The organism is Streptomyces sp. GbtcB6 (assembly GCF_019091475.1).
Lineage (GTDB): Bacteria > Actinomycetota > Actinomycetes > Streptomycetales > Streptomycetaceae > Streptomyces > Streptomyces hyaluromycini.
Window position 1 is genome coordinate 1 of sequence record NZ_JAGXJL010000064.1, and the last position, 13,573, is coordinate 13,573.

Here is a 13,573-nt window from a genome sequence, read left to right on the forward strand (position 1 = left end):
CGGGCAAGACCCTGGTCGAGCTGTTCGGTCTCGCCCGCGAGCTGAACATCGACGCCGAGGGCATCGACATGGGCCCGTCCCCGACGGACGCCGCCCTCGCCGCCGACCTCGCGCTGCCGATCGAGGAGCTGGAGCTCACGGTCCGTTCCTACAACTGCCTCAAGCGTGAGGGCATCCACTCCGTGGGTGAGCTCGTGGCGCGCTCCGAGGCGGACCTCCTGGACATCCGCAACTTCGGTGCGAAGTCCATCGACGAGGTCAAGGCGAAGCTGGCCGGCATGGGCCTGGCCCTCAAGGACAGCCCGCCCGGATTCGACCCGACCGCTGCGGCTGACGCGTTCGGTGCCGACGACGACGCGGACGCCGGGTTCGTGGAGACTGAGCAGTACTAAGAGCTCGGGCCGCACGGTCCGTACTCGGGTGCGGGTGCGCTGTGCTTGATCGCGCAGTTCCCCGCGCCCCTTCCGGGAGCGCCCCTTCGGGGCTGCTCCCGGATCTCCGACAGACAACCGTCTGCTCGGATACTGACTCCGGTACCTGATACGGCCGGGGCAGACACACAGGAGAAGAACCATGCCGAAGCCCACCAAGGGTGCCCGTCTGGGCGGCAGCGCCGCGCACGAGAAGCTGCTCCTCGCGAACCTCGCGAAGTCGCTCTTCGAGCACGGCCGTATCACCACCACCGAGGCGAAGGCCCGCCGCCTGCGTCCGTACGCCGAGCGTCTGGTCACCAAGGCGAAGAAGGGCGACCTTCACAACCGCCGTCAGGTGCTCCAGGTCATCACGGACAAGAGCATCGTGCACACGCTCTTCACCGAGATCGGCCCGCGGTACGAGAACCGTCCCGGTGGCTACACCCGTATCACCAAGATCGGTAACCGTCGTGGCGACAACGCGCCCATGGCTGTCATCGAGCTTGTCGAGGCGCTGACGGTTGCCCAGCAGGCGACCGGTGAGGCCGAGGCCGCCACCAAGCGTGCGGTCAAGGAGGCCGAGGAGGCCAAGGTCGAGGAGACCAAGGTCGACGAGGTCGTCGAGGACGCGAAGCCGGAGGCCGAGGAGGCGTAAGCCGTCCTTTGGCTGCCGGTCCGTTGTGGCTGGTCGCGCCCACGCGGCGGAGCCGCATATCGGTGCAGTCCCGCGCCCCTGAAGGGGCGCGTGAGCGGGTCCGTTCCTTTCAGGGACGGGCCCGCTTTTCTTGCCCTGAGAGGATTCCCCTGTGAGTGACGAAGTTCAGCCCGGCCATGTGCGCGTCCGTCTCGACCTGTCCTACGACGGGACCCACTTCCACGGCTGGGCCAAGCAGGCCGGTGGGAAGCGGACCGTGCAGGGGGAGATCGAGGACGCGCTGCGGGTCGTCACGCGGTCGCAGGACACGGTGTACGAGCTGACCGTGGCCGGGCGGACCGATGCCGGGGTGCATGCGCGGGGGCAGGTGGCGCATGTCGATCTGCCGGCCGGGGTGTGGGAGGAGCAGCGGGAGAAGCTGCTGAAGCGGCTCGCCGGGCGGCTGCCGAAGGACGTGCGGGTGTGGTCGGTCGGCGAGGCGCCGGCGGGGTTCAACGCGCGGTTCGCGGCGCTGTGGCGGCGGTACGTGTACCGGGTCGGGGACCGGCCGGGAGGCGTGGACCCGCTGCTGCGCAACCACGTGCTGTGGCACGACTGGGAGCTGGACGTCGATGTCATGGACGCCGCTGCGAAGTCGCTGGTGGGGGAGCATGACTTCGCCGCTTATGCGAAGAAGCGTGAAGGGGCGACGACGATCCGGGAGATCCTCGGCTTCGGGGTGAGCCGGCGCGCGGACGGGGTCGTCGAGATCGAGGTCAGGGCCGACGCCTTCTGCCACAACCAGGTGCGGTCGATGGTCGGCGCGCTGCTGTTCGTGGGGGACGGGCACCGGGGCGTGGAGTGGCCGCGGAAGGTGCTGGACGCGGGGGTGCGGGACAGCGCCGTGCATGTCGTACGGCCGCACGGGCTGACCCTGGAGGAGGTCGCTTACCCGGCGGCCGACCAACTGCTGGAACGGCAGCGGCAGGCGCGCCGGGTACGGGTGCGGACGGTCTGAGGGTCAGCCGGCCAGGGCCTTCTTGAGGGTCGGCTTGAGGAAGGGCGCCAGCGACTTGGCGTAGCTGCCCGTCATGTGGCTGTTGTCGAAGTAGACGATCTGGTCGGCGATCACCGTCGGGCAGACGTTGTCCGCGCAGAACGCGGGCAGTGAGTCGACGACCGTGGCACCGTGGCGTTCCGCCACCTTCTGCTCTACGGCCCGGAAGTCGGGGTACTCGACGGCCGTCTTCTCGTCGGGACTGCACGCGGTGACGTCGTGGATGTGGGTGGCGAGGCAGTCCGGGACGTTCCGGCCGGGCTGCGGGGTGTCGGTGATGTAGATGAGTTTGGCGCCGGAGGCCTCGAACTTCTTGAACGCCTTCTCGGCGCCGGCCTCGGTCACCTCGCGCCGGATGCGGCTGGTGACGACGATGACGTCCGGCTTGAGGTCCTCGATGTTCTTGAACGCCGATTCCCGCCAGCTGTCGCACTCGGAGTACTCGCGGTTCAGCTCGGGGTTCTTGATGGCGTAGACCTCGGGGGAGCAGCCGCCCTTCGCCATGGTCACCACCTTGAGGTGAAGGGACTGCCCGAGCTCGTTGAAGGCGTCGCCCCACTGCCAGGCGTGCGAGTCGCCGATGACGACGACCGTGCTCTTCCCGGTCTTGTCGCCGATGACGCAGTTGTCGCGCATGACGAACTTCTCGACGTCGGTGTTGTCGATGCAGCCGTAGTGGGTCGTGTCCTTGGGAGCGGTCGCCAGCGCGCTCAGCGCGGTCGCCGACAGTTCGCTCTGGGTCACGGCGCTCTTCACGGACGCCTCGCCGGCGTATCCGGTGGCGCCCCCGTTCACGGCGGCGGCCGAGGTGGCGAGGTTGAGCGGGATGAACAGGGCGCACGCCGTGGCCGCGGCGGCACTGGCGGTGGCCGTGCCGCCGGCGAAGATGCCCTTCCAGGGGGTCGCCACCAGCTGCGGGTTGTTCCGGAACCGGGCCTCGACGACGTAGTACATGAGGACGGCCAGGATGAAGGACAGGGAGAGCACCCGGAAGCGGTCCGAGTAGGTGATGTCCCGTCCCACGACGTCGGGCCACAGGACCAGGATCGGCCAGTGCCAGAGGTACCAGCCGTAGCTCACGTTGCCGACGTAGTCGGTCACCGGGTTGTGCAGGATCCGCTCCACGCCGAGGCGGGGGTTGGCGCAGCCGCCGGCGATGATCATGCAGGCGCCCAGCACGGGGCCGGCCACCGCGTAGCCCGGCAGCGGGGTCTCCTTGGTGATGACGAGCGCGGTGCCGATGGTGGTCACCAGGCCCAGCCAGGAGATGACGGCGGCCAGCCCCTGGTTCATGCGGGAGAGCAGCGGGGCGCCGAGGGCCAGCAGGATGCCGGAGGCGAGCTCCCAGATACGGGTCTGGGTGCCGAAGTAGGCGAGGGGCTGGTTCTCTGCGGTCTGCTTGACCGACAGGTACAGCGACCCGCCGATCGCGGCTACCAGGAACAGCGCCACCAGGGCGCGGTTGCCGAGGATCTTGCGGGACAGCCAGGCCGTGACGACGAGGACGATCGGGGCGGCCACATAGAACTGCTCTTCGATGCCCAGCGACCAGAAGTGCTGGTACGGGGACTGTGTCCCGTCGTTCGCGAAGTAGTCCGTCCCGGTCTCGACGAGGCGCCAGTTCATGAAGCTGAGCGCCGCGCTGAGACCGTCCTTCATGGTCTCGCGGAACCTGAGCGGGCTGGCGTAGAGCCAGGCCACGACCGCCGTGGTGATCACGACGACGGCCATGCCCGGGGCGAGCCGCCGCATCCGGCGCGCCCAGAACTTGCTGAGCGACACCTTGCCGGTCCGGTCGATCTCGGCGAGGAGCTGGCTGCCGATGAGGAAGCCGCTCAGCACGAAGCTGACGTCCACGCCGCCGTGGATGTCGAGCAGGCCGACGTGCATCGTGACCACCATCATGATGGCTACGGCACGCAGGCCCTGGATGTCCGGCCGGTACTTGCGCAGACGTTCCGTCTGCGTGGCCGGTGAGCGATGGCGGGTCAACGGTTCTCCAGTAACTGTGTCCGGTCGGACCGGCGAGTTCAGTGGGCCGTCAGGCAGGCGGCAGCCGTACCGCTGACGCGCACCCCTTGGCTGGGAATGCGGATGCCGCACGACAGCCGCAGCTGGGCGGGCAGCTCGTTCTCGGCGCCGACGTGGGCGTGGCAGCCCACCACGACCTCGCGGAGAAACGATTCGTTGCCGATCGAGGAGTCGTGGTCGACCACGGACTCGTGGATCCGGGCGCCCTCGGCCACGCTGACGTGTGCGCCGATGATGGAGCGGTCGACGACCACGCGCGGGCCGAGGACCGCGTACGGGCCGACCGTCGAGCCGCCCGTGACGCGGGCGCTCGGGTGCACGGTGGCCGTGGGATGGATCAGCGCCTCGGCCGGCGGTCCCACCAGCGGCGAGGCCGCCCTGCCGGTGACCAGGTCGGCCGACCCCTGGACGAAGGCCAGCGGGGTGCCGAGGTCGCGCCAGTAGTCGCTGGTGGTGTGGCCGAAGACCCGCCCGCCGTCCGCGACGAGCCGGGGGAAGGTCTCCTGCTCGACACTGACCTCCCGGTCGCCGGGGATGGCGTCCAGGACGGACCGGCGGAAGACGTAGCACCCGGCGTTGATCTGGTCGGTGACGCACTCCTCCTGGGTCTTGGGCTTCTCCAGGAAGGACAGCACCCGGCCGGACCGGTCGGTGGGCACCAGGCCGAAGGCCCGGGGGTCGGCGACGCGGGTGAGGTGGAGCGTCACGTCCGCGTCGTTGGCCTCGTGGTACGCCAGGACGCCGCGCAGGTCCACGCCGGAGAGGATGTCGCCGTTGAGGACGAGCACCGGGGCGTCGGCCGGGCCGCGCAGCAGCCGCCCGGCGTTGCGGATCGCCCCGCCCGTGCCGAGCGGGACCTCCTCGACGGCGTAGGAGATGTCCAGGTCCCGGGAGAAGCCCCGGAACTCCTCCTCGAAGAGGCCGGCGAGGTAGGACGTGGCGAACACCAGGTGCTCGACACCGGCGTCCATCAGCTTGGCCACCTGGTGGCGGATGAAGGAGGAGCCCGCGACGCCGAGCAGCGGCTTCGGGGTGTGGTTGGTCAGTGGGCGCAGGCGGGTTCCCTTGCCGCCCACCAGGATGATGGCTTCCTGCATGAGTGCCTCGCTGGTCAGCTAGCGGTGGTGGTCCCGGGGCCTGCGTAGTCCGAGGTGAAGCAGGTCTTGATCGCTTTCTCGGACTGGGGGCGGCCTGCGAAGTCGAGCCGGGAGGCGACCTTGTCGTCGGGCTTGGTGTTCGGGTCGTCGTCGAAGTAGATCGACCACCAGTAGACGCCGCTCATCTTCCGTTCCTGGACGACCTTGCAGACGGCGGTGTACCAGTTGGCCTGCACCTCGGGGTTGACCGCCCGCTTGGTGTAGAAGTCGCCCGGAGCGTGGTAGGCGCCGTTCATGGCGCCGATGCCGGCCTCGGCGACGGTGATCTTGGGGAGGGAACCGGTGGCCTTCTTGTCCAGCCACTTGTTCCAGCCGTCGACCAGGTCCTGCACCGAGGCGTCGTCGTCGACCTTGACCGGGAAGTAGGCGTCGATGCCGAGGTGGCTCACCGGCATGGTGATCGGTCCCTCGACGTAGTTGTCCCAGTTCGCGTCGTAGGCGACCTCGCCGCTGAACACCTTCTCGGCGTCGTCCACGACGGTCTCCCAGTGCGAGTCGCCCTCCAGGGAGTTCAGCTCGGTGCCGATGACGAAGGTGGCCGCCTTCTCGCTCTCCGCCGCCTTCAGGTACGGGGTGACGAACTTCTCGTACGAGGCGAACCAGGCGCTGCGGTCGGCGGGCTTGATGGAGCCGCGCCAGCCCTTCTCGGCCTTCAGGGAGTGCTCGTCCATCAGCGGCCGGATGGTGGTGCGCAGCCCGGCCTCGTGGAAGATCTCCAGGACGCGGGCGAGCCGGTCGGGGGCCGGGGTCTTGTCACCCCGGCTGACCGCCGTGGAGGCGAGCTTCCCGGTGAAGAACGGGAAGGAGATGCTGACCGAGTTGGCGTGCAGGCCGACCAGGTAGTTCGCGTGCAGCCGGGCCTGCTTCTCGATGTAGGCCAGGGAGTGCTTGGGGTTGTCCTCCCAGTAGAGCTGGGCACCCCACTGCGGCATGCCCTTCTTCCACTCCTTGTCCACCTTGGCGACCTCGGTGGTGGGCGAGGGTGCCGCAGAGGTCTTGCCGTCGCCGCTCGTGGAGCCGGCCGGTCCGCTGTGCTCCTTGCCGTCGAGCACCAGGTGGGGCATGAACGAGCCCGACGACCACTGCAGCGGGTGGTCGCCGACCACGAAGGGGGTCGCGACCACGAGGGCGATGACGGTGACAGGGAGCACGGCGAGCAAGGGCAGGCGTGCGCGCTTCATGACTGTGGGGTCTCTTCCGGGTCAGGCGGGCTTGGCGATGACGACGAACTTGTTCTCCTCGCGGCGGACGAACTTCCACAGGCCCTTGATGCCGCCGATTCCCTCGATGAGGGAGAAGAAGGGCAGCATGACGAGGACGGCCAGGGGTTCCCACCACCTGCGCCTGCCGTTGACGGAGGCGATCGCGTTGAGCCGCAGACCTTCCCAGTACGCCCAGATCACGTACGCGAAGCTGATCGACCAGAGGATGACCACGGACTGGGTCACGGGTGAGGTGTTCATGTCGCCGATGAACCAGGCCACGAACAGGATCGTGCCGACGTGCTGCAGCGGACCCAGGATCCAGCTCGTCACGCAGATGGTGAGGAACCAGCGGTAGCGCAGCGGCACCTTGCGGTTGAAGCAGAGGGCGACCAGGCCCCAGGCCCAGCGCTCGCGCTGCTTGATGAAGTCCTTGGTGTTGGAGGGCGAGGCGCCGTAGCAGCGGCCGTTGAACCAGTCGCTGCGGCCGGGGTAGAGGCGGCAGAAGGTCAGGGCCAGCCGGGCGTCCTCGACGATCTCCTTGGGGCCGAAGTCCCAGCCGATCTCCGCCTCGATGGAGGCGCGGATGACGAGCAGCTCGCCGTGCACACCGGCGGCCGGGGTGCCGAGGCCGGTGAAGGCGCGGAACCGGGCGATGTCGTCGGCCGGGCGGATGGCGTCGGCGAACCAGGTGAGCAGGGACACCGCGTTCTCGCGCGGGTACGTCAGGATGCCCTGCGCCATGTGCTTGACCTCTTCGGGGGTCGCACGACGCTGCCGGTTGATGAACTGGGCGAGGGACGCGGAGGTGTCGGGGCCCACCCCGGTGTCGTCGTCCATGTGCAGCACCCACACGTGCTCGAGGGCCTCGCCCTCCTCGATGCGCAGCTCGTGGGCGTAGTTGTTGGCGCGGGCCTTGAAGCGGGTGCCGTTCTTGGTCTGGTAGGCCTTCGGGACCGTGACCACGCGGATCAGATGGCTGGTCGCGGCCAGCTCGTCGATCCGCTCGGCGGCCTCGCAGCCCTCCTCGGTGAGCACGTCCACGCGCATGTACGGGAACCACTCCGGCAGGTGCTCCACGTAGGAGAGGACCGAGCGCTCCAGGGCCGGGTAGGTGTCGTGGCGCCCGATCGTCGGCACCAGCACGGTCAGGAAGTCCTGCTCGACCAGGGCCGGCGGGGTCATCAGATGGGCCTTGCGGATCCGGCGGCGGATGAGCAGGAAGCCCTGGATCGACACGAGTACCCCGGGCACCGGCAGGGCCCAGCAGATGGTGATCAGCCAGGCCAGCGGCGAGTCGCTGGGCGTGTAGGACCACAGGCTGAAGAGAGTCAGGAACACGAGCGGGATCAGGAACGGCAGGATGCCCGGTTTCCACTCGGCAGTGCGTTTGGCCAGCTTCGCGTTGTGCCGCGAATGCGGGGCTCCCCCGTCGACCACTGTCGATGCCATACGGCTACATGCTCTTCCGTGAGTTCGGCGGCTGCCGGACGGCATGGCTCGGTGACGGGTGCGGGTGACACGAGAAACCTCGTCTCATCCGCCCCGCTCCGGGCCGTGATGTTGCCCCCCGGCGCCTTCTTCGGCGTTCTGCGGCCGGCTCAGATGCCCCCCCGGGCGACCTGCGCCACCGGCCATGCAAGAAAACAAATCCTGCCACGTAAGAATCAGCCATGAAGCATGAGTGAGCAAGATGTAGTGGGAAAGTAATAAACCTATGTCTTGTGCAACGAAGTCCAGCCGAAACCCGTCCGCCCGCCCCCGCTGCCGGTGATGACCTGCGAAGACGTGTAAGTCGCTTTCACGTCTTCCGTGGTGTTCTTTCCGGTCGGGCTGGAGACATTGGCGTATGTCAGGGCCTGTCCCCATACCGTCCAGAGCACCCAGGGGGTGTCCGAAAGTGTTCTGTGCTGAGCGGAGCCGAGCGGAACGTGGAAGGACTCGGCCATGACGCGGGGCCGGTCGTAGCGCTCCAGACCCCGGTACCAGACCTCGGTCCAGGGCCTGCCCCGGAACGGCCGCTGCGGGGTGTCGGTGTAGTCGTCCACACCCACGACATCGACGTACCGCCCGCCCGGGTAGTAGTCGCCGGGCTCCCGGGCGAAGGTGCCCTCCCAGGCGCTGGGTGCCCAGACGAAGAGGAGGTTGTGCAGGCCGCGGCTGCCCACGAGGTAGTCGTATGTGACATGCCACAGCTTCCGGTAGGCGGCCGGATCCTGCCCCGCCCACCAGAATCCGTGCCCCGGCCTGGCGTTCATCTCGTGGTACGGCCGCAGCAGGACCGGCACCCCGTGCTCCGCGAGGTACCCCAGGTGGTCGGCGAGATAGCCGAGGTCCAGCAGCAGGGCCTGGTGCTCGGCGGTGCCCGGGGTGACCACCCGGCCGAACCAGCCGCTGTCCCGGGCCGCGGGGGAGTTCTGGTACCGGGTCTGCTCGAAGCCCTTGACGGTGCTGCCCGGGTAGGGCTGGTGGAAGGAGAAGCCGACGATGCCCGCCGGGCCGCCCCCGTTGCCGGGCAGGCTCACCCGGGTCCCGGAGGCGCAGTCGAGGTGCGTGCCCGAGGGGTGGTACGACCCGTCCGCCGGCCGCGGCAGCCCCGCCCACACCCCGAGCGCCAGGTCCACCGCGTCGTCGACGTACCCCCAGCACCTGCGGCAGCTCGGCCACGAGGAGCGGGAGTACGAGCGCGGTTCGCCCACCGCCCAGCCCGGCTGCCCGTACCCGGGCCCCAGATCCACCTCCACGAACCCCGGGAACCTGCCGGTGATGTCGTGGGCCTTCTTGTAGTAGTAGCCGGGCTGCTTGGTGCCCCGGTAGTCGCCGTACGACGCGTTGTAGCGCTCGTTGTGCAGCTCGACGTGCTGGCCGATGACCGTCCGGGACGGCTCGCCGCGCCGTGCCCGGTTCTCCAGGCCGGCGAGCAGGGCGTAGACCCGGCGGGCGGCGGGTGTCGCGTGCGGGTCCCGGGCGCGCAGGTCCGCGGGGACCGGACGCGGGCCGCTGTCCCCGGCGGCCCCGGGCCGGGTGGCCCACCAGGTCAGGGGGGCGAGCAGTCCCGCCGCCACCGCGGCCCCGACGAGCCGGACCCGCCCGCGCATGTGCATGTCCCCGACCCCTCCTGGCCAACCCTGTGCATGCCGATTCTGCCTCGAACGGGAAGGGGCCTGCGGAGTCGTGCCGGTGAGGGGGGGGCTAGCCCTGGGCCGCCGCCGACGCCTGGGCCTCGCCGCGGCGGCGGATCTGGCGGAAGGTGAACTCGGCCAGGTCGTCGCCGGTCTGGAAGACCTTGGTGTCCTTGGTGGTGACGTCCTTGCCGTTGATGAAGCCCGCGGTGGTGAAGTAGGCGTAGCGGCCGTACGAATTGGTCGTCGTACGGCAGACGCCGGAGTCGCAGAAGGCCTTCACGCCGGAGCCGGCCAGGGCGCTGACGAAGCCCTTCTTGTCGGCCTCGGTCTTGGCCTTGCTCGCCTGCGCCTCGGTGTCGAAGACGGCCACGCCGACCGTGACCGCGACGCCGTCCTTGAAGTAGGTGACGCGCAGCAGGCGGGTGCAGCCGTCCTTGGTGAGGATGCTCGGGAGGGTGCCCTTGGCGGCCGTGGCGCACTTCTTGGTGTCGGCCGTGGCGCCCTTCTTGTACACCGTCTCACCCATGGTCAGCTGGGTGCCCGGGAAGAGGGTCTCGGCGCTGAGCGGCGCCGTGTCCTTCTTCACGTTGCCTATGAACTCCTCCGGGTCCAGCGGCGGCGGCGCGCTGGTCGGCGCGAAGGACGGCGCCGAGTCGGCCGAGTCGCTGGGCAGCGAGGCGCTCGCGGGCAGGTTGGTGGGCGTGCCGGAGGCGTTGTTGTCGCCGTTCGCGGACACCACGGCCATGGCGACGGCGGTGCCGATCGCCAGCGTGGCGACCACACCGCCGCCGATGAAGAACACTCTGCGCCGCTTGTTCCGGGTTTCCGAGGCCTCGGCGAGCGACGCCCAGTCCGGAGTCTGGCCGGTGCCGCTGCTCCAGGGCTGCTGAGACTGCGGTTTCCACGGATCCCACTGGGACTGAGGTCCCCCCTGCCCATAACTCATGGGGCGCATCTTAGACGGGGGCCGGGGGGTATCGGTGCGACTGTATGAACGGTGATAGGGGACCTTTGCGGGCAGGACGGCGCATCACGGTACGGCCGGGCGCCACGGGTTTTCGCCAATGTCGACGATGGGTCGTCCCGATGTCCGCGCGAGCTCGTTTTGACCCGTCCGGGGGCACCCTTGTAGGCTTGCTCTTCGTTGTGTATTGGCTCGCTCATTTTCACGGGAGTGGCCTCTACCTAGGTTCCCTGGAGCAGTTACCAGTGGGCGGCATACGGGCAGCGTCCCGGCATTGTCGTCCCCAGCTGCACGATCGCTTCAGTGATGCCATGTGTCAGCACCCATCCACTGAAGAAGAAGGCTGCGAAGTGCGTACGTACAGCCCCAAGCCCGGCGATGTGACTCGCCAGTGGCACGTCATTGACGCCCAGGACGTCGTCCTGGGCCGTCTCGCCACCACCGCCGCGTCCCTTCTCCGCGGCAAGCACAAGCCGATCTACGCCCCCCACGTCGACACCGGTGACTTCGTCATCATCATCAACGCCGACAAGGTGCACCTGTCCGGCAACAAGCGGACCCAGAAGATGGCGTACCGCCACTCCGGCTACCCGGGTGGTCTGCGCTCCGTCCGCTACGACGAGCTGCTGGACAAGAACCCCGAGAAGGCCATCGAGAAGGCCGTCAAGGGCATGCTCCCGAAGAACACGCTGGGCCGTCAGATGCTCTCGAAGCTGAAGGTCTACAAGGGTGACGTGCACCCCCACGCTGCGCAGCAGCCGGTGCCGTTCGAGATCACCCAGGTCGCGCAGTAGTTCCGGCCACCCCCTAAGACTGAAGAGAATCTGAGGAGCATCGTGGCCGAGACCACTGCCGAGCAGCCGCTCGAAGAGCTTGACATCGACAGCTACACCACGGAGTCGGACGTCCCCGTCGAGGGCGAGTACACCTCCGAGTCCCTCGCGTCCCGCTTCGGCGACCCGCAGCCGGCCGCCGGCCTGGGCCGTCGCAAGAACGCCATCGCCCGCGTCCGGATCGTCCCGGGCACCGGCAAGTGGAAGATCAACGGTCGCACCCTTGAGGACTACTTCCCCAACAAGGTGCACCAGCAGGAAGTCAACGAGCCCTTCAAGGTGCTGGAGCTCGAAGGCCGTTACGACGTCATCGCCCGCATCGCCGGTGGCGGTGTCTCCGGTCAGGCCGGTGCGCTCCGTCTCGGTGTCGCCCGCGCGCTGAACGAGGCCGACGTCGACAACAACCGCGGCCCGCTCAAGAAGGCCGGCTTCCTCAAGCGCGACGACCGTGCGGTCGAGCGCAAGAAGGCCGGTCTCAAGAAGGCCCGCAAGGCCCCGCAGTACAGCAAGCGCTAATCACCAGCTGCCTGCACGTACTCCGAACGCCCCGGCGGCACGCCACATGTGCCGCCGGGGCGTTCGTTTATCCCAGCCAAGGGCGTATAACGACACAAGACGCTCAAAGGCTGGTGTGATCGAGTGACTAAGCGCCTGCCATCATTTCCTGGCAGCAAGGACGCTTCTTCAGGAGGACAAGTGGGACGACTCTTCGGCACGGACGGCGTGCGCGGTGTCGCCAACGCGGACCTGACCGCCGAAATGGCGCTCGGGCTGTCCGTCGCGGCGGCGCACGTGCTGGCCGAGGCGGGGACGTTCGAGGGCCACCGGCCGACGGCGGTCGTCGGACGGGATCCGCGCGCGTCCGGGGAGTTCCTGGAGGCGGCCGTGGTCGCGGGCCTGGCCAGCGCCGGCGTCGACGTCCTGACCGTGGGGGTCCTCCCGACGCCGGCCGTCGCGTTCCTGACCGGCGCGCTCGGCGCCGACCTCGGTGTCATGCTCTCCGCCAGCCACAACGCCATGCCCGACAACGGCATCAAGTTCCTCGCCCGCGGCGGGCACAAGCTCGACGACGAGCTGGAGGAGCGGATCGAGGCGGTGTACGAGTCCCACCGGCACGGCGAGCCCTGGGAGCGGCCCACCGGTGCGGGCGTCGGCCGGGTCCGGCCGTACGACGAGGGCTTCGAGCAGTACGTCACCCATCTCCTCGGCGTGCTCCCGAACCGGCTCGACGGACTGAAGATCGTCCTGGACGAAGCACACGGCGCGGCCGCGGGGGTCTCGCCGGAGGTGTTCCGCCGGGCCGGCGCCGAGATCGTCACCATCGGCGCGGAGCCGGACGGCCTCAACATCAACGACGGCTGCGGCTCGACACACCTCGGTCCGCTGAAGGCCGCGGTCATCGAGCACGGGGCCGACCTCGGTATCGCGCACGACGGGGACGCGGACCGGTGCCTGGCTGTCGACCACACCGGCGAGGAGGTCGACGGCGACCAGATCATGGCCGTACTCGCCCTCGCCATGCGGGAGCGGGGCGCGCTGCGCGCCGACACCGTCGTCGCCACCGTCATGTCCAACCTCGGCTTCAAGCTGGCGCTGGAGCGGGAGGGGCTGCACCTCGTGCAGACCGCGGTCGGAGACCGGTACGTCCTGGAGGAGATGAAGGAGCACGGGTACGCCCTCGGCGGCGAGCAGTCCGGCCACGTCATCATCCTCGACCACGCGACGACCGGTGACGGCACGCTGACCGGGCTGCTGCTGGCGGCGCGGGTCGCCGAGACCGGGCGGTCGCTGCGCGATCTGGCGGGCGTGATGGAGCGGCTGCCGCAGGTGCTGATCAATGTGCCCGACGTGGACAGGACGCGGGTGAAGACGTCGGGGGACCTCGCGGCGGCCGTGGCCGAGGCGGAGCGGGAGCTCGGGGAGACGGGGCGGGTACTGCTTCGCCCTTCGGGCACCGAGCCGTTGGTGCGGGTGATGGTCGAGGCGGCTGACATCGAGCAGGCCCGGTCGGTGGCGGGGCGGTTGGCGGACGCCGTCAAGTCCGCGCTGGGGTAGTTGCTTTCGGGTTCGGGGTGCCGGGGAAGGCGCGTTGCGGGCTGACGGTTCGTCGTGGCTGGTCGCGCAGTTCCTCCCCCAGCCTTCGGCTGGGGGTACCCC

The 13,573-nt window shown here is 69.0% G+C and carries 12 protein-coding genes; 6 read left to right on the top strand and 6 right to left on the bottom strand.

Annotated elements, in window-relative coordinates:
• From KVT45_RS47835 to truA, 3 genes are all read left to right on the top strand, one after another.
• On the top strand, window positions 1-392 hold a 392-nt coding region (locus KVT45_RS47835), incomplete at its 5' end, for a DNA-directed RNA polymerase subunit alpha C-terminal domain-containing protein (RefSeq protein WP_302832661.1).
• A gap of 181 nt (window positions 393-573) precedes the next feature.
• Window positions 574-1,068, top strand: a complete 495-nt coding sequence (gene rplQ, locus KVT45_RS47840; RefSeq protein ID WP_217558347.1) for a 50S ribosomal protein L17 — start codon at window positions 574-576, stop codon at window positions 1,066-1,068.
• A 151-nt stretch (window positions 1,069-1,219) separates the two neighbouring features.
• Entirely contained in the window at window positions 1,220-2,065 is an 846-nt protein-coding gene (gene truA / locus KVT45_RS47845; protein WP_217558357.1) for a tRNA pseudouridine(38-40) synthase TruA, read from the top strand.
• 3 nt (window positions 2,066-2,068) lie between these two features.
• Here truA and KVT45_RS47850 read toward each other — a convergent pair whose 3' ends face one another.
• The 6 genes from KVT45_RS47850 to KVT45_RS47875 all read right to left on the bottom strand — a co-directional run bounded on the left by KVT45_RS47850 (window position 2,069) and on the right by KVT45_RS47875 (window position 10,565).
• Window positions 2,069-4,096, bottom strand: coding sequence for an acyltransferase family protein (locus KVT45_RS47850; RefSeq protein WP_217558367.1), 2,028 nt, complete (start codon window positions 4,094-4,096; stop codon window positions 2,069-2,071).
• Between the two features lie 38 nt (window positions 4,097-4,134).
• Window positions 4,135-5,232, bottom strand: coding sequence for an NDP-sugar synthase (locus tag KVT45_RS47855; protein WP_217558375.1), 1,098 nt, complete (start codon window positions 5,230-5,232; stop codon window positions 4,135-4,137).
• A gap of 14 nt (window positions 5,233-5,246) precedes the next feature.
• On the bottom strand, window positions 5,247-6,473 hold the full coding sequence (locus tag KVT45_RS47860) for a hypothetical protein (RefSeq protein ID WP_217558377.1): 1,227 nt from the start codon (window positions 6,471-6,473) through the stop codon (window positions 5,247-5,249).
• Window positions 6,474-6,494: 21 nt separating this feature from the next.
• Entirely contained in the window at window positions 6,495-7,946 is a 1,452-nt protein-coding gene (locus KVT45_RS47865) for a glycosyltransferase family 2 protein (protein WP_217558386.1), read from the bottom strand.
• Between the two features lie 263 nt (window positions 7,947-8,209).
• The gene (locus KVT45_RS47870) at window positions 8,210-9,598 is read right to left on the bottom strand and encodes a glycoside hydrolase family 26 protein (protein ID WP_217558396.1); all 1,389 of its coding nucleotides are present in this window, start codon (window positions 9,596-9,598) and stop codon (window positions 8,210-8,212) included.
• Window positions 9,599-9,686: 88 nt separating this feature from the next.
• Complete coding sequence (locus KVT45_RS47875; protein ID WP_217558398.1) at window positions 9,687-10,565, bottom strand: hypothetical protein; 879 nt, start codon at window positions 10,563-10,565, stop codon at window positions 9,687-9,689.
• A gap of 368 nt (window positions 10,566-10,933) precedes the next feature.
• Here KVT45_RS47875 and rplM point away from each other — a divergent pair, with 368 nt between their 5' ends.
• The 3 genes from rplM to glmM all read left to right on the top strand — a co-directional run bounded on the left by rplM (window position 10,934) and on the right by glmM (window position 13,471).
• Window positions 10,934-11,377 carry a 50S ribosomal protein L13 gene (gene rplM / locus KVT45_RS47880; RefSeq protein ID WP_020941688.1) on the top strand — a complete coding sequence of 148 codons (444 nt, stop codon included), beginning with the start codon at window positions 10,934-10,936 and terminating at the stop codon, window positions 11,375-11,377.
• A 42-nt stretch (window positions 11,378-11,419) separates the two neighbouring features.
• Complete coding sequence (gene rpsI / locus KVT45_RS47885) at window positions 11,420-11,932, top strand: 30S ribosomal protein S9 (protein ID WP_217558407.1); 513 nt, start codon at window positions 11,420-11,422, stop codon at window positions 11,930-11,932.
• A gap of 180 nt (window positions 11,933-12,112) precedes the next feature.
• Window positions 12,113-13,471: a phosphoglucosamine mutase gene (gene glmM, locus KVT45_RS47890; protein WP_217558416.1), complete on the top strand. Its 1,359-nt coding sequence runs from the start codon at window positions 12,113-12,115 to the stop codon at window positions 13,469-13,471.
• The last annotated feature ends 102 nt before the right edge of the window (window positions 13,472-13,573 follow it).